Raw genomic sequence first — 23,745 nt, 5'->3', positions numbered from 1 at the left:
GCAGGTGATGAGCGGAGGAAAAGTACGTGTCGGTCGCCGGTTCTCGGTCGGCGGCAACGCAAGAATCCTCAGTCCGAACTTCTTTCGCGCCGGCAATGACGTCAGGATCGGCAGCGATCTGTTGTGTGAGACCGATGTCACGATCGGCGACGGCGTACTGATATCGAGCCGGGTGTGCTTCATCGGCAACGATCACGTCATCCCACCGGCCGGGCAGCCGATCTATCCCGGCGGTGGGATGCCGGAGACACACATCCAACTGGCCGGGGACAACTTGATCGGCAACGGAGCCATCATCCTGGGCTCCGTCGTCATCGGCCACGGGGCCGTCGTCGGCGCCGGAAGCCTGGTGCTGCACGATATCGCACCGAACACGATCGTCGCCGGCCGTCCGGCCCGGGTGATCCGGACACGGTGATGCGCCTACCGAAGTCGCTGGCAGGAATCATCGCCATCGCGGGAATGTGCGGCCCGACCGCGTGTGGCGGCAGCTCCTCGGCGACGCCGGTTCCCACACCCTGTCCGGTTTCGGTCGCATCCGCTGCAGGCGTGTGTCCGGTTCCGCCCGACTCCGAAGTGGTGTTCTCCGGCGACTACGACACCGGCGACCTCAGCCAGTGGGCCATGCTCCAAACCCGCGGATGGAACAAGGCTCCCGGTAAGTACTGCGGCTACAACGCATGTGTGCTCGACGGCGGCGCCGGTCACGTCACCGCGGCCCGGTTCGAGATCCGTGACGGCGACGTCCCGCCGTTCGGCGGCGGAATCCGTTCGGAGGTGCGAACCGCCGGTCAACCGGCAAGCGGCGCTTCGGTCCGCGAGGGTGACGAACGTTGGTATGAGCTGTCGGTGAGGTTCGACGAGAGTTTCCGCAACCCGAGAACCGGCCCGCACGACTGGTTCGTCATCATGCAATGGCTACCCGACGACGATTCGATACCGGCACTCACGCTGCAGGTTTCGTTGGACGGCAGGCTCGAACTCGGTGGCGACGCACGCTCGGTTCAGTTCCGGCGTCCCATCGGCGACATCGATCGCGGTTCGTGGGTCGACTACGTGCTGCACGTCAGGTTCTCTGCCGATCCGGACGCCGGATTCGTCGAGGTGTGGCGCAATGGGCAGCTGAGCGTGCCCTTGCACCACCGGCCCACCCTCGGCATGGCCGAATCCAGTTACCTGAAACAGGGCGTGTATCGGAGTCCCGATTCAATTGGGACACAGGTGCTCTGGCACGACGGCCTCCGAGTGATCGATCCCGGACCTCGCCCGTAATTCGGTAACGACCGACTCGGCAGCCGTCACCGCCGTGACGAGCTTCCCCGAGAACAGCGTCATGACGGTCGGCGCCACCCAGTTCACGATCGTGGGCCTGGCGTCGGTCGCGTCGACGTCGGCGAGCACGGTGCGCACGCTCCAGAGCGATCCGAAGTACTCGGCGTTGTCGAGCCCGTTGACGTACTGCCTTGCGGTCTTGAGCATCGATTCGAACGCCGTGAGTTCGGTTTGCTCACCGGCTGGGTTCGACAGCAGTGCCCGGTACTGCTCCGGGGGCTCGAAAGTATCCGACACGAAACGGTGATGCACACTGTGCTCGACGTCGTAGAGAATGTGGAGTCCTTCGCGGCGGCCATATGGCGACAACGAGTTGAACGGGCCGTCCATGACGACGATGTCGGTGTCACCGAGCTCGGCGCCCTTCATGATCGCGACCTCGCAGACCTCGAACTGCCTGCGAGGCGGTGCCATACCCCACTGCCGCATGAGGGCGTTGGATTTGGCGTTCCCGCACAGCACCACGTAGTCGTAGTCGTCCACCACACTCGGTCCGGCTTCGGTTTCCAGGAAGAGTTCGACTCCGGAATCCGCGATGTGGCGTTGGCCGATCGCACGCAGATCAACCGGATCCATGCGCCATTCGAGCGCTTCGATGACGAGCTCGACCGATTCGGTCTTCAACAGCGGCGACGACACCACATCGACTTCGAGAGCGGCCAAGCGGCAATGCTCGAGGAACTGTTGCGCGGACACCCGGCTGCCGAACTTGCTGATCGCGTAGAGGTGCTGCTTGGAACGAATCACCGCAGCCCCGTACTCCCTGACGAATGATTCGACACTCTGCTTGGTCTCGCGTGCGGTGTCGAGGCTGCGTGGATAGTGATAGCCGCGGTGAAGCCGGAACACATTGTTTCCGGTGGCGCCGACCATGATCGATCGTTGCGCCTCGAACAGCCCGACTCGCCAGCCGTCGCGGGCCAGATGCACTGCCGCGGTTACGCCGAAGACGCCGGCGCCGATCACCGCGACACGTCCGTTCGGTGGTGGGGTGAGTGTCACGTCTGACTCCTGTCGTTACGCCAACGCATGTTTGATCAGTTCGGTCACGCTGGACGAGAGCGAAGCATCGGCCCGCATCGCCGACCGGTCTGCCCGATGCTCGAGAAACCACTCGACCTCGCGCAGGAGCGGTTCCCTCGGCGAGTATTCGATCGCGAGGTCAGGCTCACCCGGCCTCGAAACCGAGTCCCACATGGAAAGGTGGTTGCCGCGCCATTGCCAGACGTCGCCGCGCTTGGTCACGAGCCGAACGCTTTTGTCCTTGGGGCCCGTGCCACCCCCGTCGTGATCGATGTGGACGACGCGGTCGTCGTCGAGCGTCCATCGGCACTGCAGGCTGCCGCCGGTAACCGCCAGTCGAATTCGAGCCGGGGTTTGTCCGGTCAAGCCGATCGCGATCGCCACATCGTGCGGCAGCAGTTCCCATTCGGTTGGGCCGCGAAGGCCGGGCCGGTTCCAGGTGAACGTCAGTTCTTCGATTTCGTTGGTCGGCACGGCATCTCGCAGATGCGCGTACGCGCCGTGGTAGAGGTAGGTGAAGCCGGTGAAGAGGGCTGCGTCTTCCTGCTCGGCGATCGACGCCAACCGGCGGCAATCCGCGGGATCCGTCGCCATCGGTTTCTCGACGAAGACGTCCCTGCCGGCTCGCAACGCCAGTTCGGTGAGATCGGCGTGCGTCTCTCTCGGCGTTGCGACCACCACGACAGGCGCGGCCTCGAAGGCCAGCAGCTCGGTCGGATCGCTGCTGATCATGGCTCGCGGAAACCTGGCTGCGAGCCAGCGGCGCGTCGCGGGGTTTCGGCGGACCAGGAAACCACGTGGCTCGGCGCCGCGTGCGACGAACGCTTCGATGACATTGCGCCCCCATTCGCCAGCCCCGAAGAACAAGCACGCCGGCCCCTGGTTGCGCATCTGTGTCCTTTTCCGAACCGCTACGGCAACGTGATTCGTTTTTGCATGACCGGAACCATGGTCCGCACATAGGTTCCCGTCAGGTGACTGTTGTCGCGATAGATCAGGACATTGCCGATCACCGGAGCACAGCGATCGGTCGGGCAGATGGCATCGTTGAAGTCGACGAGGCGGACATTCGGCAGTCCGTTGGCCGCTCGCGTCTGTTCCGCATTGTGGTCAGGAGGCAACATCACCGCCCGATCGGCCGAGCATTCGGTCAATTTCGTCGGGTGCTGCTCGACGCAGTCCGCGATGTCCTCCTGCGGTTCCGGGCTGTCCTGGATCACCAGCACGGGTATCCCCGCGTCGGCCAGCGCTTGGTAGTAGCGCCGCAGCCCGTCCGAGAGCACATCTTTGCCGACCGGGTCATATCTGAGTTCACCGTTGACGAAGACACCTTTCGACAACTGCGTCGTGATCACCATCGAAGGGCGCTCCGTTGTCAGCAGTCGCTCGAGTACGTCGGCGCTCCACTCGTTGCACGACGGATACGCCTTCTGGTCCTTCGTCGCGACAAGCACATCGGAGAACGAACACGCCGCCTTGGTGTATTCGACGAGCGCCCACCCGTTCGCCTCCGCGACCTTGGAAAGCCCGGGTATCCATTGATTGGCGTGCGAGTCGCCGACGACGGCGACGACGGTGTCGGAGTCCTGTTTTCCGTAGGCACACGTCCGTACTTCGCTGCTCTCGATGACCTGCGTGCACTGTATGTAGTCCTCGCCTGCGACGGTCGGGTCCGGCACGATCTGGTTGGAGGTGTCTTTCGGCGCTCCGTTGGGATCTCCGAGCGGCGGGTCGCCGAGTATTCCCGCGCCCAGGATCGAGTTGGGGTTCGAGCGCGGGTCGGGTTTGGCCACGCCGGACGGCCCCGGCCCGCCGCCCGAGGTGCCGTCGTCGATTGCCAGGGTCGCGATCGTCGGCGCCACGAACGGCGGCGGGGGCGGCCAGTTGGCCATGTACAACGTCATGCCCGAAAGCAGCGATACGCAGGTGGCGACGGCGGCGGCCTTCAACATGTGCGCCGAGTTCCGGAACAGCGTGCGCGAGTACCGGATCGGGTTCTCGATGTAGCGGTGGAGCAGGTAGGCGGGGATCGCTGACAGCGTCACCACCACCAATCCTTCGACCGGTGAGAGTTCGTGCCCGAGTGCCACCGCGGTCAGTGTCAGCACGGGCCAGTGACACAGGTAGAGCGAATAGGACATCCGCCCGATGACCTGCATCGGCGCCGTGCCGAGCAATGCGACCGGACCGGCCCGTCCCGCGGTGAACCCGGCGGTGATCATCGCGCACGTCGCCAAGCACGGAATCAGCGCCAGATAACTCGGATATGCGTCGGAGGGCGTCAAGACCCTGGCGGCCACGAATATCGCGATCAGACCGGCCCATCCGGTCACGATCGCCAGCCACCGCGGGAGTTTTCGATCGGTGAACGTGAGCATGGCCAGCGCACCGCCGAGCGCGAACTCCCAGGCGCGCGTGGTGGTGACGAAGTATGCGGGGCCCGGCTGGACCGCCGAGTAGTACACCGACCACGCGAACGACGGAATTCCGATGAGCGCGAACGCGATCAGCAGCGGAGGGCCCAGGCTGCGCCTGCCCTGTTGGAACGACCGCATCGCGACGTAGGCCAGCAGGCACGGCCAGACGAGATAGAACTGCTCTTCGAGCGAGAGTGACCAGAAGTGTTCGTAGATACTCTGCGTCGTGCTCTGGTTGAAATAGTCGGTGCTCTGCGCGGCCAGCCACCAGTTCATGCTGTAGAGCGCCGTGAAGATGATGTCGAAAGCCGTGCCCATCCACTCACTGCGCGGCAGCACGAACAACGCGATGAACGCGGTCACGATGATGACGACCGTCGGTGCCGGCAGAAGACGCTTTGCACGTCGACCATAGAAGCGGCGCAACCGCAGCCGGCCAGTTGTCCGAAGCTCCTCGACCAACAGCTGGGTGATCAGGAAACCCGAGATCACGAAGAACACGTCCAGCGAGACGAATCCGCCGGGCAGGATGTTGAAGCCGGCGTGCCACACCATGATCATCAGGATCGAGAGCGCACGCATTCCCTCGATGTCTTTGCGGTGTCCGCCGATGTGCGCGCTGACGGTGCCCGCGCTGTTGACAGGCTTCGACTTGGTCTTGACCGCTTTGGTTTCCGCTACCGGCGTTGCCGTGTCAGTCACCGGAATTCCCTCATCTCACAGCCCCACGCCGGTTGTCGCCACGTTCGTTCGGAACCACAGATAGGCATCGCGGATGCCGTCGGACAATGACACACGCGGTGCCCAACCCAGCGCGCTGATGCGCGAAACATCAAGCAATTTCTGGAATGTTCCGTCCGGGCGGTCGGTATCCCACACGATCTCACCGGAAAAGCCGACCACCTCGGCCACCAGGTGGGCCAGGTCGCGGATGGTCAGATCCTGGCCGGTTCCGACGTTGATGATGTCGGGCCCGTCGTAGTGATCGAGAAGCTGGACTACCGCCCTGCCGAGATCGTCGGCATGGAGGAATTCGCGCCGCGGCCGCCCGGACCCCCACAGGACGACTTTGTGCTCACCGCGCTGTACGGCGTTGTGGAAGCGATAGATCATCCCGGGCAGTACGTGCGAGTTCTCGGGATCGAAATTGTCGCCGGGGCCGTACAGGTTGGTGGGCATCGCCGCGATCCAGTTGAGTCCGTATTCGCGGCGCACCGCTCGAAGATGGGTGATGCCCGCGATTTTCGCCACGGCGTACGCATCGTTGGTCGGCTCCAGAGCACCACTGAGCAAAGCCGATTCCTGGATGGGTTGCGGCGCGTGTTTCGGATAGATGCACGAGGAACCCAAGAACACCAGCCGGCGGACCTTGACGTCTCGCGCGGCGTCCATGACGTTGACCTGGATGCGCACGTTGTCGGAGAGGAACTCCGCGGGATAGGCGTTGTTGGCGACGATGCCACCGACTTTCGCGGCCGCCAAGATGATGACGTCGGGCATCACCGAGCCGATGTAGTCGAATGTGGCATCTCTGTCTCGCAAGTCGAGTTCGTCGGACCCGACCCCGACGATGTCGGTGAAGCCGGCAGCCTCGAAGGCACGTTTGATGGCCGACCCGGCGAGGCCGCGGTGACCGGCGACATAGATTCGCGACCCCCTGTCGACCGGTTGGACGTCAGCCACGACTCCGCACCTCCGCGAGCGCGAGCTCGTAGTCGGCGTCCACCATTAATTCCACCAACTCCGGCGTCAATACTTTTGCTTTCCATCCCAGCAGCTCACGGGCTTTAGATGGTTCCCCGATCAAACAATCCACTTCCGCGGGCCGCACATAGCGCGCATCGAATTTGACGTACTCGTGCCAATCCAGGCCGGCGTGGGAAAACGCCATTTCGACGAAGTCACGCACGCTGTAGGCACTGCCGGTGGCCACGACATAGTCGTCGGGTTCATCGGCCTGCAACATCAGCCACATCGCCTCGACATACTCTTTCGCGTAGCCCCAGTCGCGAATCGCATCGAGGTTGCCAAGGTAGACGTCGGTGTCAAGGCCCGCCTTGATCCGAGCAACCGCTCTAGTGATCTTTCTCGTCACAAAAGTCTCACCGCGGCGCGGCGACTCGTGGTTGAACAGTATGCCGTTCACAGCAAACATTCCGTATGACTCGCGATAGTTGCGGGCGATCCAATAGGCATACACTTTCGACACCCCGTACGGGCTGCGCGGCCAGAACGGTGTCAGCTCGCTCTGAGGGGGCGACGACGCGCCGAACATCTCCGAACTCGAGGCTTGGTAGAACCGGCAGTCCAACCCGATCATCCGGATCGCCTCGAGGATGCGGGTCGTTCCGAGCGCCGAGGTGTCACCGGTGTACTCCGGCTCGTCGAAACTCACCCGCACATGAGTCTGTGCTCCCAGGTGATAGACCTCTGATGGCCGAATTTGTTGTAACAGTGTCACCAGTCGCGAACCGTCGGTGAGATCCCCGTAATGCAGGAAAAACCGGGTGCCCTCGACGTGTGGATCCGTATAGATGTGGTCCAGCCGCCCGGTGTTGAACGTCGATGCCCGCCGGATCAGACCGTGAACCTCGTAACCCTTGGCGAGCAGGAGCTCGGCAAGGTAGGAGCCGTCCTGCCCGGTGATCCCAGTAATGAATGCTTTCTTTGCTTGAATCACGGGCCTCCCCTTCTCGCAACCTTCTAAGCGGGAGAATAAACGTCGGGGAGCGTCCCCGCACGCCAATCGCGAGGAACTGCCCAGCAGGTATTTGAGTACCGAAATAGCTAACCGCGAAGCACCATCATGTAGTTCAGTTTTCGATCGTCATTGTTCGCTCAAAATGCTCCAGCACCGGTTAAGCTGCTGCAGAACCGCTGCGGGGAACGTGGGTGCAAGACCCCGTTCCACGAGTTAGTGAGGGCCAAGTGGATCTTCGGGCATATCTAGCGATACTGCGCAAACACCTCGGTGTCATAGTCAGTGCGGTCGTACTGTCGGTGGCCGCCGCGTCGGGCCTGATCTTGTTGACGGAGCCGACATATAAAGCGCACGCGCAGATATTCGTATCTACGCAAATAAGTTCGGGGAATCTCAATCAGGAACTATTCCAGGGAAGCAACTTCTCGACCGATCGCGTCAAGTCATACTCCAAGCTCGTCACCAGCCCCACCGTGCTCGACCCCGTCATCGAGGAGCTCAGCCTGCCGGTGTCAGCGGCCGATCTCGCGCCAAGGGTCAGCGCGGAGGTACCGCTCGAAACCGTCTTGATCGACATCTCCGCGACCGCGGACTCGCCGGAAACCGCTGCAGCACTCGCCAATTCGGTCAGCAATAGCCTCACGGACGTGATCGGAGAACTCGAATCCTCCGAGACCCGCGGCTCGTCCCCGGTGAAGGCGACGGTCGTCACCCCGGCGGTGGCACCGTCTTCACCGTCCTGGCCCAGCATCCCGCTGAACTTGGGTGTCGGACTTCTGGCTGGCCTTTTCGTCGGCGTGGGCATCGCGGTGCTGTTGGAGAAGCTCAACACTTCGGTCAAAGACGCCGACGACATCGCAACCCTGTGCGACGTACCCGTGCTGGCGGCGATCGCTCATGACAGTAGCCGTGGGGCAGGCGCAATCGTGCCCGCCGGGGATCACGGGGCTCGCGGTGAAGCGTTCCGACAGCTGCGGACGAACCTCCAGTTCGCCGCCGTGGACCAGATACCGAAGGTCATCGTCGTCACGAGTGCGGTAGCAGGTGAGGGAAAGAGCTCTGTCGCGGGAAATCTGGCCGCCGCGCTGGCCCGGGTGGGCACGCGGGTCTGTCTGCTCGACGGCGACCTCCGCCGCCCGTCTGTGGCCAAGTACTTCCATCTCAATGACGGCGTGGGGCTCAGTGAAGCACTGGTCGGCCAAGCAGGCGTCGAGGAGATACTGCAGCCCGTCCACCAGGGGCTGACCGCGCTGAGTAGCGGCACGATTCCGCCAAACCCCGCCGAACTACTGAGCTCGCAACGCTTTCCGCCGCTTCTCGCCGAACTCAAGGAGCGGTTCGACATCATCGTGGTCGACGCTCCGCCGATCCTGCCCGCTGCCGACGCCGCTGTGCTCGCCGCCCATGCCGACGCCGTGGTGCTCGTCGTTCACGCCGGCAAGACAACGCAGAACCAGTTCGATCGCGCACTCGGCAGTCTTGGGCAGGTGCGAGCCCGCGTCTTGGGCGTGGTACTGAACATGGTGCCCGCGAGGGCGCTCGGCAAGAGCAGGTACTGGTACGCGCCGGGCAGCTACACAACCCCGGCGAAAAACGGCGCACCAGCCGGCGGACACAAGATCGTGTCCCACAACGGCTCTCATGCCCTGGCTGAGCCCATCGTGAACGGCAAGCAGCCGGTGCGGGTGGCCGGAGGCCCCACTACGAACAACCATCACAACCGGCACGACAACCGGCACGACAACCGGCACGAAGACTGACCGCCGTGAGACAGTCCGGACTGCACATCCTCATATTGGGTCTGTACTACCAACCCGAACCGACCGGCATCGCACCGTACACCTCGGGGCTGGCGCGCGGCCTTGTCGAGCGCGGGCACCATGTCCGTGCGGTTACGGGCTACCCGCATTACCCCCAGTGGCGGGTCGCCGCGGGTTATCGCGGTCTACGCAGACACGAGAACCTCGACGGAGTCGACGTCACCCGCGTGCGCCACCCCGTCCCGCGCAGTTCGACCGGTATCGGCCGAATCGCCATGGAGGCCGCCTACGCCGCACATGCGGCCACGATACGCAGCGGCAGGCCCGATTTCGTACTCGCGGTCAGCCCGGCACTACTGAGTGTCGCAACGGCGCTCACGTGGCGAAGACCCGGCCGAACCGCGGTTGGCGTCATCTGTCAAGACATGTACTGCAAGGCGATTGACGAAACCGGAGCGTTCGGCGGGCGGATCTCGACGGCGGTGGCCGGCCTCGAGCGGCAATTGTTGTCCCGCGTCGACGGCATATCGGTCATTCACGACACCTTCGCGACCGCCGTAGCCGCCCTCGGCGTCGATCCCGCGAAGGTCACCGTGATCCGCAACTGGTCCCACATCGCCCAGCACACCGGTGACCGGACCGCGACGCGGCGCAGCCTGTCGTGGCGGGACGACGAGGTGATCGCCTTGCACGCCGGAAACATGGGCGAGAAACAAGGTCTGGAGAACGTCGTCGAGGCCGCCCGGATCGCCGAGGCCGCGTGCCTGCCCATACGTTTCGTCCTGCTCGGCGACGGTGCTCGACGGTCAGCGCTGGAACGACTCGCAGCCGGTGTCAGTACAGTGCAATTCCTGAATCCGCTACCGGACGGTGACTTCGAAAACGCTTTGGCCGCAGCCGATGTGCTGATCCTGAACGAGAAGCCGGGCGTCGCCGAGATGAGCGTGCCGAGCAAGCTCACCTCCTACTTCGCGGCCGGTCGCCCGGTCGTCGCCGCGATCGACCCACGTAGCGCATCCACCCGCGAGATGCACTCGGCGGCCGCGGGAGTGTGTGTGGCGTCCGGAGATCCGGAGTCGCTGGTAGAGGCGACGCTGCAGACCGGTCGAGACAAGCTCGGCGCGACCGAACTGGGAGTGAAGGGACGGCAGTACGCACATCGAGTGCTCTCCGAGTCCGCGGCGATCGACGCATACGAGGACTGGATTCTCGAACTGACCGAGGCGGCCGCCGTCCGAAGCCGCTAGCCCTCCGGCGTGTGCAGACCACGCAGTCGACTGAAGACGAACCAGATGTAGCCTGTCGGATCCGTTGGAGCGGTGCTCTTTCCAGAGTTTCCTCCAGATCCCGGCCAGCCGTGCCCTTTGCCTTTGACGATGTCACGGATGACGACTCGGCCCTGCGGACACTTCCACATCGCGACTTCGGCTCCGGCGCTGTCTTGTACCTCTGGCTCGGGTGGGCATGACGCGGAGGCCAGAAACGGCGCAAGGGCTTCGTCGAGCGACGGATAGCTGAGGTTGTTTCCCGGTCCGCCCACACTGAGACCACCCTCGGGCGGTACCACTTCGTCATCCGATCCGTGTACCGCGACAACCGAGATCGGCGGTGGATCAGGACACGGCACCGTGAGTGCTCCTGACACCACGGCGATCCCCGCGAGATCGCCCGGCTTCGAACACGCCCACGCGTACGCCAGCATTCCACCGTTGGACGCCCCGACCGCGTAGACACTCTGTGGACCGACATCATCCTCAGCGATCAACTTCTCCCTGAGGTCGTGGAGGAATCCGACATCGTCAACCTCGGGCGCATCCGAACGGCGGCAACAGAAGCCGGCGCTCCACCGCTTGTCCACGGCCTCTGGATAGGCGACGACAAATCCATCGCGCTCGGCAAGTGCGTCCCACCCCAGCGACTTACGGACGTCGGCGGCCGCTCCGTTGGCTCCGTGCAGCACCACGACAAGCGGTGCACCGGGCCGTGCTGTCGTGGGGTGGTAGACGATGGCCTTGCGATCGCCGTCGGATCCGCGGACCGTCGCTGTTCGTTCGGTCGGATCGGCGCCCCGGCAACCGGCCGATGTGGTGGCGACGATCAAGATCAGGAGCGCCACCAGCGCTCGTGCGGAATGCCTGCGCTGGCGTGCGGGCAGGGCCGGTTGCGTCGTCTCCACCAGGCAGGAGCCTCCATCCGGATGAGCGCCGATGTTTGCTCGGAAGTTAGCTAGATTCTTACATACCCTACGCGCGAGCGCGCTTGTGAACGCCGCTAATGATGTCCGAGATCTCATCGATGTCGCTCGGGCGCAGGCCGGTGTGCACGGGCAGGCAAATTCCTTGCGAATACAACTTTTCGGCGTTGGGGAGGGGCCCGTCGGCGTACTGCTTGAGTACCGGCTGGAGATGCAGTGGATAGAAGAAACCCCGCGTCTGGATTCTCGCCGCCTCCAATGCGGCTACGACGGCGTCGCGACGTTCGCTGAGTAGCGCGAACCGGAACGGGAGATGATCCGATCCGGGTTGAACTCGCATCCACCGGATCCCCTCGACGTCACGAAGATTGTCCACGTAACGGGCATGGTTGCGCCGTTTGGCGGCAGCGATGTCGGGCAACTTGCGTAGCTGGGACAATCCGACCGCGCACTGCAGATCGGTCACCCGGAAATTCATGCCGAGTGCGTCGTGTTTGAAGGTTCCGCTGTTGAGCCGGCCTTGATTTCGGAGAAGGCGAAGCCTCTCGTAGAGTTCTGGGTCGCCGGTCAGCACGACCCCTCCCTCACCGGTCGTGATGGTCTTGTCCGCGAAGAACGAGATGGCGCCGACGTCACCCCAGGTGCCCGCAGCGCGTCCGTTGAAGTTCACCCCGTACGCCTGCGCGGCGTCCTCGATCACCCTGATCCCGTGCTGCTCGGCGACATCCTGTATGCCGTCCAATGCCGCCGCATGACCGTAGACGTGCACCGGCATAACTGCCACGGTTCGGTCGGTGATCCGCTCCGCGAGTGCCCGGTCGGTCAGATTGAAGGTCTCGGGATCGACGTCGGCGAAGACCGGGCGAAGACCGGCGAACACGGCGGCCGACGCCGATGCGTAAAAGGTGAACGCCGGAATGACGATCTCGCCGTCTCGCGGCAGATCGAGCGCAAGCAATGCCAGGAACAGCGCGAGGGTGCCATTGGGTGCGAGCACGGCGTGCGGCGCACCCGTCTCCTGCCTGATCGCCTCGAGAAAGGCCGCAGCACACGGACCTTCGGTGAGCCAGTTACGTTTGATGACGTCTGTGACGCCAGTCAACTCGTCATCGTCGACCGAGGGTTGCACTTGGGTGATACGCCACTCCACTTGCTCCCCCTTTTCAGGCAGACAGCCCGCACCGCCGCTGCACGGTTTTCTGGACGTTACCTGAAAAAACCCTGGGTGCCAGGGGAAGTGACGGTAAACCGGTCAGAGACCGGCAAACCGCTCCTTCACCGTTTCAGCGGTCAAGCCGTAGTCCGCAAGCGAGTACGTGTGTTTGGGCGCGCGTGGCCCCTTCTTGCTGGCGGCGTTCACGTCTTCGACGGCTGCGCGAGCCGCTTCGGTATACGGCAGCCCGAAGTGCCGGTAGACGCTCTCGACGGTGCCCACCGGATCGGCGATGAACTCCGAATAGTCGACATCGAGGAACTGGGCCGGATCATGCTTGGCGCGTTCGGTATTGAACAGTTCCAATCCACGCGACCAGGTCTCGAGCGCGTCCGCACCGATCCGGGCGCCGACGAAACTGTTCGACCAGCCCGCGGTGGTGTGCTGCGACAGTGAGCACATCGACGCCATGATGGTCTCGGCGGGCCGGTGGCATTGGATAACCAGTGCATCGGGGTAGGTGGCGAACACCGCGTCGAGCGCGAACAGGTGACTGGGGTTCTTGAGAACCCAACGTTTCTCCGGATCATTGAGCCCGATGAGCTGCAGGTTGCGACGGTGGCGCTGATAAGGCTTGGTCCAGTCCTGCCGTGCCAGCCAGTTGGCGTACGTCGGCAGATGCGCCAGGGTCTCGTAGGACACCGAATGCAGCGATTGGCGCAGCAGCTGCCAGCATTCCTCGACCTCGTCGGCGGTCATGAAATGCAGACCGGTGTAGTCGGGGTTCTCGTCGTGATGCCGCGAGAACTGAGCGTCGAGCTGTTGATACACCGGATTCGACGCCCAGGTCTCCCGGGGTGGCCGCGGCTGCGGGAACTCCGCCAGCCACATCTCCAAACCCTGATGGCGCGGATCGGCGGTCAACAACCGATGCAGCACAGTGGTTCCGGTCCGCGGCAGTCCGGTCACGAATATCGGCTTCTCGATCGTCACGTCGGCGTGCTGCGGGTATTGCTTCCACGCCGCCTCGGACACCAGCCGTGCCACGAGCGCATTCCGCACGAAGAACCGCTGCATCTTGCTGCCGAGTTCGGTGAGGTCGGCATCGCGCTGATACGACTCAAGCAGCACCCCGAGGGCTTCGCGGTAGTTGTCGTCATCGGTACCGAAATCGTCGAGACCGCAGGCTTTCGTTGCCGAGGCATGAAGGTCTTCGACCGTACCGACATCAGTTCGCGCCGTACTCATGGCTCGACTCCTCCTCGCTCGTCTCCCACTGCGATCCTCACTCGTCGTCGCCTTCGCGTCATGCTTTGTACTCTCCGCAGTTGACGTCGAGCGCCTGACCGGTGATCCCGCTGGCCAGATCGCTGGCCATGAACAGGATGGCCGAGGCGACCTCGTCCTCGGTGGGTAGTCGCTTGAGATCCGATGCGGCAGCGGTGGCCTTGTAGATCTCCTCGACCGTAGTGCCGTACTTGCCGGCCTGGTGGTTGAAGTAGCTCTCCAACGTTCCGCCCCAGATGTAGCCCGGCAGAATTGAATTCACCCGGATCCCCTGCTCACCCAACTCGGTCGCCAATGATTGCGACATGGCGAGCAGGGCCGACTTCGCCATCTTGTAGGCGCCGTACTTGGCCTGGGAATGCCGCACAACCATCGAGTTCACGTTTACCACCGAGCCGTTTGCCTCGGCGAGCGCCGGCGTGAAGCCCTGGATCAGCCTCAGCGCGCCGAACACCGTCAGCTCGATCGCGTCCCGCATGTGGTCGAAGGTGGTGTTGGCCAACGGTTTCATGGACGGCACCCGGAAGGCGTTGTTGATCAACACATCGACCTTGCCGTAAGCCTTGAGCGACTCCTCGACAAGGTTGTCGACCTGAGCGTCGTCGGTGATGTCGGTGCCGACTGTGATCGCGCGGCGACCGAGATCGGTCACCTGCTTGGCGACCTCTTCCAGACGTTCGACAGTGCGCGCGGCCAGCACGAGATCCGCGCCTGCCTCAGCACATCGGCGCGCCAGCGTGGTACCGAGAGCCGGCCCGACGCCGCTGATCACCACAACTTTGTCCTGGAGCATACCGGTCATCTCTAGCCCACCATCCTGTAGGAGATCTGCTTCTGGCGCAGTGCGATTCGCGCGCGCCATGCTTCTTCGGAGATCTTGTTGGATTCGTAGTACGGCAGCATTCCCGCGACCTGGTCGATGTCGGCGACCTCGACCGTCGGCCCGTCGGCCTCGGTGAGTGCACGAGACAGTCGCTGCCACCGGAACTGCAGGTAACCCTTGGAATGACCGAGGGTTTCACACCAGTTCGTCACACCCGGATTCGCGTCGGAGACCACGATGCGGATCTTGCCGTCCGGATCCGCCTGTGCCTGAGTACCGTTCAGCGAGGTCTGGTGGTTGATGTAGTCCATCGAGATGTACCAGAGGCTGCCGAGCTGGAAGCCGAGATACGGCGCGTCGGTGACGGGCAGCGTGATGATCATCGCCTGGTCGGGTGTGAGGTCGAAATGGCCGACGGACGAGTACTGCGTCGCCAGGCCGCCAGGGGTCAGGCGCGGGGCCACCATGGTGTTGACGGGCAGGTTGTCATAGAACCACTGCGGGAACTGCAGCCACGTCTTGACTCGCTGTACCAGTTGCTTTCCCGCGACGGCATACCGTTTCTCGATCAGTTCCCTCGTCAACGGCGCGGGGGCAGTGCCCGCGGTGTCGGTGCGTGCGATCGCGAACGTGCCGCGCCGGGCGGACCAGTCGTTGTAGACCTCGCGGATCACGAGCTGCGACGGGACTTCCGGCGTGAACCGCCACTCGAAGGTGCCGTCGGACGCGATCTCGAGCTTGCGGTCGTCGAACGCCGTCTCGCTGTCCGGCACCACCTCGTCGGTGTACTCGCCGCCGAGAAGTTGAAAACTCACATCGGTGGTGGTCCCGCGCGTGCCGGTGACCACGTACTCGTGACCGGGTTGTACGCGCGTGCCGAAGTACAGGGTGTCGGGGTTGTCCAGAGCCATCTTGGTGAACGGGCCGGTGCCGCTGTGCAAGAACGGATGGTCGCGGTCGTAGTCGAATGCCACATGCGTGCATGCCGCGATACAGCCCGCCAGGTACTGAAGGCCTTCCAGCAGATCGGCCTCGGACTCGATGAACGGCGCCTCGGCCACCAGGCGCTCGGCTTCGGCGATGGCGTCGGCCAACGGCTGTGAATACATCGGCTTCCAATCCCGTACGGTCCAATATTGGACCAACGTGGTAGAGTTTCCGAAAACTGACACTAGAACGGGTTCTAATTTGAGTCAATCCGGTGGGACGGCGTCTGCTGAACCGGCCGGCCGCGCGTCACCGCCGACGGCACGCGTCGTCGCCGTTCTCGACTTCCTGGCCCGGCACCCGCACGAGCGGTTCGGGCTTTCCGAACTCGCGCGCCGGGTCGGGTTGAGCAAGCCGACCTGTCTGGGCATCCTGACCACACTGACCGATTCGGGCTACCTTGTGCGCGATGCCGGCGAGAACGGTAAGGACAAGTCGTATCGCCTTGGGCCCGCTCTGATTTCGCTCGGCCACATCGCGCAGGAATCGATGCGGGTGAATCCCGCGGCGCGTGCGGGGCTGCGCAGGCTTTCGGCGGCATTCGACACCACCGCGGCGATCTCCGCAGTGGTCGACGACCGGATCACGGTTCTCGAGCTGGTCGGTCCGCCAGGCAGCGACGTGGGCGTGCGCATCGGGCAGAGCTACCCTTTCGCACCGCCCGTCGGCCTGATGTTCGTGCTGTGGGATGAACCGGCCCTACGGATGTGGCTGGCCAAAGCCCCGACGGTCCCGTTGCGCACAGAAACCGATCGGCTGGACCAGGTGGTCGCGGAGTGCCGCAACGCGGGCTACCTGGTCGAGCGGCTGACCCCCGCGGGTCAGCGGTTGTACGGCCTGATGGCCGGTATGTCGAGCACGCTGCCCGAGGAGTTGCAGGCCCTGCTGCGGGAATTGATCTCCGACATCGGCGAGCGGGTCTACCTCCGTAGCGAGGCGCAGACTCGCAGGCGCCATGACGTAAGCGTCATCTCCGCACCGGTTTACGACCATCACCACCGTCAGGTGATGGTCGTGTCCTTGCATATCGGGTGTGCGTTGACCGACGCCGAGATCACCAAGCGAGCACAAGCTCTGGTGGCGACCGCCGACGCGATGACGAAGCAACTCGGCGGCGACAAGCCGACGCACGCTCAGTAGTTGTTACAAGTCGTGAAAACCTGTTGGAGCAGACCGAAGTACTGCTGATTGCCCGGTGTGCCGGCGATCATCTGCGCCATTCGCTGGCGCTGGTCGGGTGGGGCCGCGAGAAATTGCCGCAGCAGCGACTGTGACATCGGGGACGAGTTGAATTTCGATGCGGCGGCTGGATCTTGCGCATTCAGTGCCGCCATCACCTGCGGATAACTGCAAGTGGTGTTGACGAATGGGGCCACATCGGGTTCGGCGGACGCAACCCCAGCCCCTGCGATCAACGACAATGTCACACTGCCGACTGCGACGACCAGCCTGACCGGCAGCAGTTTCATGGGTGAACCTCCCTCCCCGGATGCCCGGACTCTACTCGCCCGATTCGAGCGCACCTGCGTTTTCGCAATTTGCTGCGATAGCGGCCGCGCATGTCTTTGCGGAGAGAAACAGTGCGCCGTCGGCGGGCGCGTGGTCAGCGATCTTCGCTGCGCAGCAACAGGGAACGAACTACCGACCGGGGTCCGGTGTCGCGCAGGAGGGCACTGGCAGGCCGCGGGCGCACGCGTTGCGGCCACCAGAACCATCGGCCGAGAAGTGCGGCGATCGACGGCGTCATCAGTGCCCGCACCACCAAAGTGTCCAGCAGCAGGCCGATTCCGATGGTCGAGCCGACCTGGCCGATGATCCTCAGGTCACTGACCACCATCGACATCATCGTGAATGCGAAGACCAGGCCCGCGGCCGTGACCACCTTTCCGCTGCCGCCCATCGCCCGGATGATGCCGGTGTTGATCCCCGCGCCGATCTCCTCTTTCATCCGCGACACCAACAACAGGTTGTAGTCGGAACCGACCGCCAGGAGGACGATCACCGACATCGCGAGCACCAGCCAGTGCAGTTGGATACCGAGGATGTGCTGCCAGATCAGCACCGAGAGCCCGAACGCCGCACCGAGCGACAGCGCCACCGTGCCCACGATCACCAACGCGGCCACCAGGCTGCGCGTGATGATCAACATGATGATGAAGATCAGACAGAGCGCGGCAACCCCCGCGATCAAGAGGTCGTACGTCGACCCGTCGCGCATGTCCTTGAACGTCGCCGCGGTACCGGCCAGATAGACGTTGGCGTTCTCCAGCGGCGTGGCCTTCAGCGCCTCCTCGGCCGCCGTGGCTATCGCCTCGACTCGGGCAATGCCCTCCGGTGTCGCGGGATCGTCCCGGTGAGTGATGATGAAACGCACCGACTTCCCGTCCGGCGAGAAGAACAGGCTCAACGCGCGCTTGAAGTCCTCGTTCTCGAAAACCTCTGGAGGCAGGTAGAAGGACTCGTCGCTCTGCGCTGCGTCGAAAGCCTTGCCCATCGCGGTGGCATCCGCACTCATGTCGTCCATCAGAGCGAAGGTGCCCGACATGGTGCTGTGCGTCGTCAGCATCATGGTGCGCATGACCTGCATGGTGCTGATCATCGGCGGGAACTGGGCGAGCGTCTGGGGCAGCAGCACATTGACCTGATCGAGGTTTTCGACGAGACCACGCATCTTTTCGCTGATCCGGTCGAGGCCGTCGGTTGCCTCGTACAGCGACCTGAAGGCCCAACAGAGGGGGATGTCGTAGCAGTGCGGCTCCCAATAGAGGTAGTTGCGTATCGGCCGGAAGAAATCGTCGTAATCGGCGATGCTGTCCCGCAACTCGTTCGTGAGATCTTCGAGCTCATGCGTATTGCGGGACGTGTCATTGGTCGTGGCGACGAGCTTTTGCATCACGCCGTACATGCGCTGCATGATGTCGATCATTTTCGCGAGGTCGTCGGCTTGGACCACCAAGTCGTCCATACGTTCCTTCTGGAACGGCAGGATCTGTTGCTGGCTGGCATTCTGCAGGCTCAGCAGAAACGGGATCGATGTGCGTTCGATCGGAGTGCCCTCAGGCCGGGTGATCCCCTGCACGCGGGAGACGCCGGGCACGTCGAACACCCCCTTGGCGAGTTTGTCGAGCACCAGAAGATCAGCCGGATTGCGCATGTCGTGGTCGGCCTCGACCATCAGTATGTCGGGCATCATCCGCGACTTCGGGAAATGTCGTTCGGCAGCGGCATACCCGACGTTCGCGGGGATGTCGTCGGGCACATAGAAGCGGTCGTTGTAGCTGGTCTTGTAGGCGGGCAACGCGAGCAGTCCGACCAGCGCGACAACGCATGCCACGATGAGAATCGGCGCGGGCCAGCGGACGATTGCGGTGCCCAGCCGTCGCCACCGGCGGACGATGATCTTTCGCCTGGGCTCGAACAACGCGAAGCGGCCACCGACCGCGAGAACGGCAGGGATCAGGGTCAGCGCCACCGCAACGGCAACGACCATGGCGACAGCCGTTGGAATTCCGAGGCTTTGGAAGTAGGGAAGGCGAGCGAAACTCAAACAGAAGATCGCACCCGCGATGGTCAGACCCGACGCCAGCACCACTTTGGCGACGCTGTGATAGGTCGTGTAGAAGGCCGTCTCGCGGTCCTCGCCGGCCTGACGCGCCTCCTGATATCGACCGATGAAGAAGATGCCGTAGTCCGTTCCCACCGCTATCCCGAGCGATACCAACATGTTCACGGCGAACGTCGACAACCCGATCACCTCGTGGTCGCCGAGAAACGCGACCACGCCCCGAGCCACCTGAACCTGAATTCCCACCATTGCCAACAGAAGGATGGCGGTGACGGCCGACCGGTACACGAACAGCAGCATCGTGAAGATCACCGCAAGCGTGACCACGGTGATCCGAATGATGGACTTGTCGCCGGCGAGGTTCATATCGGCCACCAACGGCGCGGGCCCGGTCACATAGCTTCGGACCCCTGCGGGCGGGGGTGTTCGCTCCACCATGTTCCGCACCGCGTCAACGGATTCGGTGGCCAGGGCCTCGCCCTGGTTGCCGGCGAGATTCACTTGTACGTACGCGGCCTTGCCGTCGACACTCTCGGCACCCGTCGCGGTGAGCGGGTCACCCCAGTAATCCTGCACATGCTGCACATGCCTTGTGTCGGAACGTAACTGGCGGACCAGATCCTCGTAGTAGCGGTGCGCCTCGTCGCCGAGGGCCTGTTGGCCTTCCAGGACGACCATCGCCATGCTGTTGGAATCGGACTCCCCGAAATTCCGCCCCATCCGTTGCATCGCCTCGAACGACGGTCCGTCGTCGGGTACGAGCGATACGGAGAACTCGCGACCGACCTCCTCAAGCGACGGCACGGCGAATGTCAGGACGGCGACGATCACGAGCCAGCCGAGAATGATCGGCACCGCCAGTCGGTGGATGACCCGCGCGATCAGCGGCGGGCGTTCGCTCGTCCGCTGGCTGCTCACGGGGCCGTCAACCGACCGCGGGATGGTGCGTACATCAGGATCCGCGTTCTTCGGGCCGCAACAGCAGGGAGCGAACCAGTGGCCGTGGACCCGTTGACCGCAGCAGTGCGCTCGCCGGGCGCGGACGCACGAGTTGTGGCCACCAGAACCACCGCCCCAGCAGCGCGGCAATCGACGGCGTCATGAAGGCGCGCACCACCAGAGTGTCGAAGAGCAGGCCGATTCCGATGGTGGAACCCACCTGACCGATTGTGCGTACGTCGCTGGCCAACATCGCCATCATGGTGAAGGCGAACACCAGTCCCGCGGCCGTGACCACCTTTCCGGTACCGCCCATCGCCCGGATGATGCCGGTGTTGATCCCCGCGCCGATCTCCTCTTTCATCCGCGACACCAACAACAGGTTGTAGTCGGAACCGACCGCCAGCAGGATGATCAACGCGATGGCGAGCACCAGCCAGTGCATTTGAATACCGAGAATGTGCTGCCAGATCAGCACCGAGAGCCCGAACGCCGCACCTAGCGACAGCGCCACCGTGCCCACGATCACCAACGCGGCCACCAGGCTGCGAATCATGATCAGCATGATGATGAAGATCAGACAGAGCGCGGCGACCCCCGCGATGAGGAGGTCGTAGGTGGAGCCGACCACCTGGTCTGCACCCATGGCCGCGCTGCCCGTGAGGAAAATCTTGGCGCTTTCCAGCGGAGTTCCCTTTAGCCCCTCCTCTGCCGCGGTTCTTATCGGCTCCACCCGCGCGATTCCCTCTGGCGTAGCGGGATCGCCCCGCTGCGAGATGAGCATGCGCGCAGTCTTCCCGTCCGGCGACACGAACACGTCCATGACGCGTTTGAAATCCTCGTTCTTGAAGACCTCGGGAGGCAGATAGAACGAATCGTCGTTCTTCGCGGCGTCGAAAGCCTTGCCCATGGCGGTCGCGTTGTCGCTCATCTCCTCCATCTGGGAGAAGATGCCCGACATGGTGCTGTGCATGGACAGCATCATCGTCCGGGTGCTCTGCATCGTCTCGATCATCGACGGGAACTGCGCGAGCAACTGCGGCATGAGCGCGTTCAGCTGATCGAGGTTGGCCACCAGGTCGGTCATCTTGTCACTGATCCGGTCGACCCCGTCGAGCGCGTCGAAAAGGGACCTTATCGACCAGCACACGGGAATGTTGATGCAGTGCGGTTCCCAATAGAAGTAATTGCGGATGGGCCGGAAGAAATCGTCGAAATCTGCGATGTGGTCCCGTAATTCGTTCGTCACATCCTGCAGTTCGTGCGTTCTCTGGACCATGTCGTTGGTCGTGCTGGCGAGCTGTTGCATCAACCCGTACATGCGCCGCATCACTGCGATCGTTTTCGTTATCTCGTCGGCTTGCGTGACCAGATCGTCCATGCGCGCCTTCTGGAACGGCAGCAGCTGCAGCTGGCCGGCATTCGAGGCGCTGATCATGAACGGAATCGTGGTGTGCGCAAGCGGAGTGCCTTCGGGCCGCGTCACCGACTGCACCCGGGACACACCCGGAACGGCCAGAACCTTTTTGGCCAGCTTGTTCAATACCAGGAAGTCGGCTGGGTTACGCAGGTCGTGGTCGGCCTCGACAAGGAGGATGTCGGGCGCGACCATCAGCGACTGCGGGAAGTGCCGGTCAGCAGCGGCATAGCCCTCATTCGCGGGGATGTCTTTGGGAAGATATTTCTGGTCGTTGTAGCCGGGTTCGTACGCGGGCAACGCCAACAACCCGATGAGCGACACCGCGCATGTCGTGATGAGGATGGGCCCGGGCCAGCGGACGATTGCCGTACCCAGTCGTCGCCACCGCCGGACCATGACCTTTCGCTTGGGCTCGAACATCCCGAAGCGCCCGCCCACCGCGAGAACGGCGGGGATCAGGGTGAGCGCGACGGCGACCGCAACCACCATGCCGAGTGCGCACGGAACGCCGAGGGTCTGAAAGTAGGGCAGCCGTGTGAAACTCATGCAGAAGATCGCACCGGCGATGGTCAAGCCCGACGCCAGAACCACTTTGGCGACGCTGCGATAGGTGGTGTAGAAAGCCGTCACCCGGTCTTCGCCTGCCTGACGTGCCTCCTGGTACCGGCCGGTGAAGAAGATTCCGTAGTCCGTTCCCGCCGCGATCCCGAGCGTCACCAACAGATTGACGGCATAGGTCGAGAGCCCGATGTACCCCTGATCGGCGAGCAGCGCTACCACACCTCGCGCCACCTGCAATTGGATTCCCACCAAGAGCAGCAGCACGATCGCGGTGACGATCGAACGGTAGAAGAAGAGCAGCATCGCGAGGATCACCGCGAGGCTGAGCCCCGTCACCAGCGCGACGGTCTTGTTGCCGCTCTGGCTCAAATCGGCGACCAGCGCCGCGGGGCCGGTCACGTAGGCTCGGACGCCCTCGGGCGGAGGCGTCCGTTCCACGATCTCGCGCACGGAATCCAGTGATTCGTTCGCCAAGGCCTGGCCGAGATCACCGGTGAGGCTCATCTGGACATAGACGGCTTTACCGTCTGCGCTCTGCGCCGCGCCTGCCGTCAGCGGATCTCCCCAGAAATCCTGCACGTGTTGCACATGCGCTGTGTCGGCCCGCAACTGACGGATCAGGTCGTCGTAATAGCGGTGCGCCTCGTCTCCGAGAGGTTCCCGGCCCTCCAAGACGATCATCGCGACGCTGTTGGAGTTGGTCTCCCCGAAGCTCTCTCCCATCCGCTGCATCGCCTCGAACGACGGTGCGTCGTTGGGGATCAGCGACACCGAACGTTCCTTTTCCACCTGCTCCAGTGGCGGAACGACCGCGCCGAGGACGTAGGCGACCACCACCCACCCGAGGATGATCGGTATCGCCAGACGATGGATCATCCGCGCGATGAACGGCGGTCGTTCGATCGTCTGGCCGGTACTCATGCAGCCCTCAGCAGGCAGTAGGTGAAGGCGCTTTCTCCACTCGAAATTCGCTCCTCTTTGACCTCGTCGTCAACGATGATCCGGCAGCCGATGCTGTCGCTGTCACCCTGGGCGACGATGTTGACCATGGCCGACGTCTGGCTCATCGGAAACTTCAACGACCATGGCAAACTTGCGTTTTCAACAAACTGCGGCTCGGCGTCGACGTCGAAATAGCTGATGCTCGCAACGGTCCCCGGCGGCCCGAACACCTCGTAGACCAGCTGCTTGGGGTTGTACGGCGGACGCTCTTCGACGTCGGTGTCGGCGTATACGGGGCGAACCTGCGAACCGAAGACGCCATGCAGCCGCGAGACGGTGAATCCCCCCGCAACGAGGACCACCACGACCAGCAGCGGAATCCACAGCCGCTTCAGAACCCCCAAGTCACGAACCCCCTCGGTGTCCTAGCCCGGACAATCCCCAACGCTAAAACCTGCAATACACATTGACCGCGGCCCGTGAGACACCGGCACCGCTGATGCCGTGCGTCTCCAGCCGTTGATGACTGAGGGGCTGGTCACGACAACCTTATGGCGACTCGGGAAGGGATTATCCGAACGTGCTAAGTAGAGCATTCAGCCCACCTCCATTTCGGTCCATTCCCAAGGTGATACGGGATC

19 protein-coding genes are annotated in these 23,745 nt (G+C 63.4%); 5 read left to right on the top strand and 14 right to left on the bottom strand.

Going from position 1 to position 23,745, the window contains the following annotated elements; translation table 11 throughout:
• Positions 1–7: 7 nt before the first annotated feature.
• On the top strand, positions 8–418 hold the full coding sequence (locus ACRCUN_RS17780) for an acyltransferase (protein ID WP_462142951.1): 411 nt from the start codon (positions 8–10) through the stop codon (positions 416–418).
• Positions 418–1,272 carry a polysaccharide lyase family 20 protein gene (locus ACRCUN_RS17775; protein ID WP_462142950.1) on the top strand — a complete coding sequence of 285 codons (855 nt, stop codon included), beginning with the start codon at positions 418–420 and terminating at the stop codon, positions 1,270–1,272. Before ACRCUN_RS17780 ends, ACRCUN_RS17775 begins: the two co-directional genes overlap by 1 nt.
• On the opposite strand, the gene ACRCUN_RS17770 is transcribed toward ACRCUN_RS17775, so the two are convergent.
• Genes ACRCUN_RS17770 through gmd form a run of 5 tightly spaced genes read right to left on the bottom strand, consistent with a single transcriptional unit; the run spans position 1,207 to position 7,452 of the window.
• The gene (locus ACRCUN_RS17770) at positions 1,207–2,334 is read right to left on the bottom strand and encodes an FAD-dependent oxidoreductase (RefSeq protein ID WP_462142949.1); all 1,128 of its coding nucleotides are present in this window, start codon (positions 2,332–2,334) and stop codon (positions 1,207–1,209) included. The genes ACRCUN_RS17775 and ACRCUN_RS17770 overlap by 66 nt on opposite strands.
• A gap of 15 nt (positions 2,335–2,349) precedes the next feature.
• Positions 2,350–3,246 (bottom strand): Gfo/Idh/MocA family protein, encoded by an 897-nt coding sequence (locus ACRCUN_RS17765; RefSeq protein ID WP_462142948.1) that lies wholly within the window; start codon positions 3,244–3,246, stop codon positions 2,350–2,352.
• Positions 3,247–3,266: 20 nt separating this feature from the next.
• Positions 3,267–5,474 (bottom strand): acyltransferase family protein, encoded by a 2,208-nt coding sequence (locus tag ACRCUN_RS17760; protein WP_462142947.1) that lies wholly within the window; start codon positions 5,472–5,474, stop codon positions 3,267–3,269.
• Positions 5,475–5,489: 15 nt separating this feature from the next.
• Positions 5,490–6,455: a GDP-L-fucose synthase family protein gene (locus tag ACRCUN_RS17755; protein ID WP_462142946.1), complete on the bottom strand. Its 966-nt coding sequence runs from the start codon at positions 6,453–6,455 to the stop codon at positions 5,490–5,492.
• Positions 6,448–7,452 carry a GDP-mannose 4,6-dehydratase gene (gene gmd / locus ACRCUN_RS17750; RefSeq protein WP_462142945.1) on the bottom strand — a complete coding sequence of 335 codons (1,005 nt, stop codon included), beginning with the start codon at positions 7,450–7,452 and terminating at the stop codon, positions 6,448–6,450. Before gmd ends, ACRCUN_RS17755 begins: the two co-directional genes overlap by 8 nt.
• 248 nt (positions 7,453–7,700) lie before the next feature.
• On the opposite strand from gmd, the gene ACRCUN_RS17745 reads away from it, so the two are divergent.
• Both ACRCUN_RS17745 and ACRCUN_RS17740 read left to right on the top strand, forming a co-directional pair.
• On the top strand, positions 7,701–9,233 hold the full coding sequence (locus ACRCUN_RS17745; protein ID WP_462142944.1) for a tyrosine-protein kinase domain-containing protein: 1,533 nt from the start codon (positions 7,701–7,703) through the stop codon (positions 9,231–9,233).
• Positions 9,234–9,238: 5 nt separating this feature from the next.
• A complete protein-coding gene (locus tag ACRCUN_RS17740) occupies positions 9,239–10,480 on the top strand; it encodes a glycosyltransferase (RefSeq protein ID WP_462142943.1) in 1,242 nt (413 codons plus the stop codon).
• On the opposite strand, the gene ACRCUN_RS17735 is transcribed toward ACRCUN_RS17740, so the two are convergent.
• The 5 genes from ACRCUN_RS17735 to ACRCUN_RS17715 form a co-directional block, all read right to left on the bottom strand.
• A complete protein-coding gene (locus ACRCUN_RS17735; protein WP_462142942.1) occupies positions 10,477–11,409 on the bottom strand; it encodes a CE1 family esterase in 933 nt (310 codons plus the stop codon). The two genes, ACRCUN_RS17740 and ACRCUN_RS17735, sit on opposite strands and share 4 nt — an antisense overlap.
• A gap of 67 nt (positions 11,410–11,476) precedes the next feature.
• The gene (locus tag ACRCUN_RS17730) at positions 11,477–12,577 is read right to left on the bottom strand and encodes a DegT/DnrJ/EryC1/StrS family aminotransferase (protein WP_462142941.1); all 1,101 of its coding nucleotides are present in this window, start codon (positions 12,575–12,577) and stop codon (positions 11,477–11,479) included.
• Between the two features lie 102 nt (positions 12,578–12,679).
• Complete coding sequence (locus tag ACRCUN_RS17725) at positions 12,680–13,828, bottom strand: sulfotransferase family protein (RefSeq protein ID WP_462142940.1); 1,149 nt, start codon at positions 13,826–13,828, stop codon at positions 12,680–12,682.
• 58 nt (positions 13,829–13,886) lie between these two features.
• Positions 13,887–14,669 (bottom strand): SDR family oxidoreductase, encoded by a 783-nt coding sequence (locus tag ACRCUN_RS17720; protein WP_462142939.1) that lies wholly within the window; start codon positions 14,667–14,669, stop codon positions 13,887–13,889.
• Between the two features lie 2 nt (positions 14,670–14,671).
• Complete coding sequence (locus ACRCUN_RS17715) at positions 14,672–15,799, bottom strand: hypothetical protein (protein ID WP_462142938.1); 1,128 nt, start codon at positions 15,797–15,799, stop codon at positions 14,672–14,674.
• A 79-nt stretch (positions 15,800–15,878) separates the two neighbouring features.
• Between ACRCUN_RS17715 and ACRCUN_RS17710 the strand changes: the two genes are divergently transcribed.
• Positions 15,879–16,817, top strand: coding sequence for an IclR family transcriptional regulator (locus ACRCUN_RS17710; RefSeq protein WP_462142937.1), 939 nt, complete (start codon positions 15,879–15,881; stop codon positions 16,815–16,817).
• On the opposite strand, the gene ACRCUN_RS17705 is transcribed toward ACRCUN_RS17710, so the two are convergent.
• The 4 genes from ACRCUN_RS17705 to ACRCUN_RS17690 all read right to left on the bottom strand — a co-directional run bounded on the left by ACRCUN_RS17705 (position 16,811) and on the right by ACRCUN_RS17690 (position 23,490).
• Positions 16,811–17,146 carry a hemophore-related protein gene (locus tag ACRCUN_RS17705; protein ID WP_462142936.1) on the bottom strand — a complete coding sequence of 112 codons (336 nt, stop codon included), beginning with the start codon at positions 17,144–17,146 and terminating at the stop codon, positions 16,811–16,813. The two genes, ACRCUN_RS17710 and ACRCUN_RS17705, sit on opposite strands and share 7 nt — an antisense overlap.
• A 134-nt stretch (positions 17,147–17,280) precedes the next feature.
• A complete protein-coding gene (locus ACRCUN_RS17700) occupies positions 17,281–20,160 on the bottom strand; it encodes an MMPL/RND family transporter (RefSeq protein WP_462142935.1) in 2,880 nt (959 codons plus the stop codon).
• A 34-nt stretch (positions 20,161–20,194) separates the two neighbouring features.
• Positions 20,195–23,083 (bottom strand): MMPL/RND family transporter, encoded by a 2,889-nt coding sequence (locus ACRCUN_RS17695; protein ID WP_462142934.1) that lies wholly within the window; start codon positions 23,081–23,083, stop codon positions 20,195–20,197.
• The gene (locus tag ACRCUN_RS17690; protein ID WP_462143135.1) at positions 23,080–23,490 is read right to left on the bottom strand and encodes an MmpS family transport accessory protein; all 411 of its coding nucleotides are present in this window, start codon (positions 23,488–23,490) and stop codon (positions 23,080–23,082) included. Before ACRCUN_RS17690 ends, ACRCUN_RS17695 begins: the two co-directional genes overlap by 4 nt.
• Positions 23,491–23,745 lie beyond the last annotated feature (255 nt).

The organism is Mycobacterium venezuelense, assembly GCF_054919535.1.
Note: the sequence above shows the minus strand (reverse complement) of the source record. Positions and strands in the feature narration are given on the sequence as shown.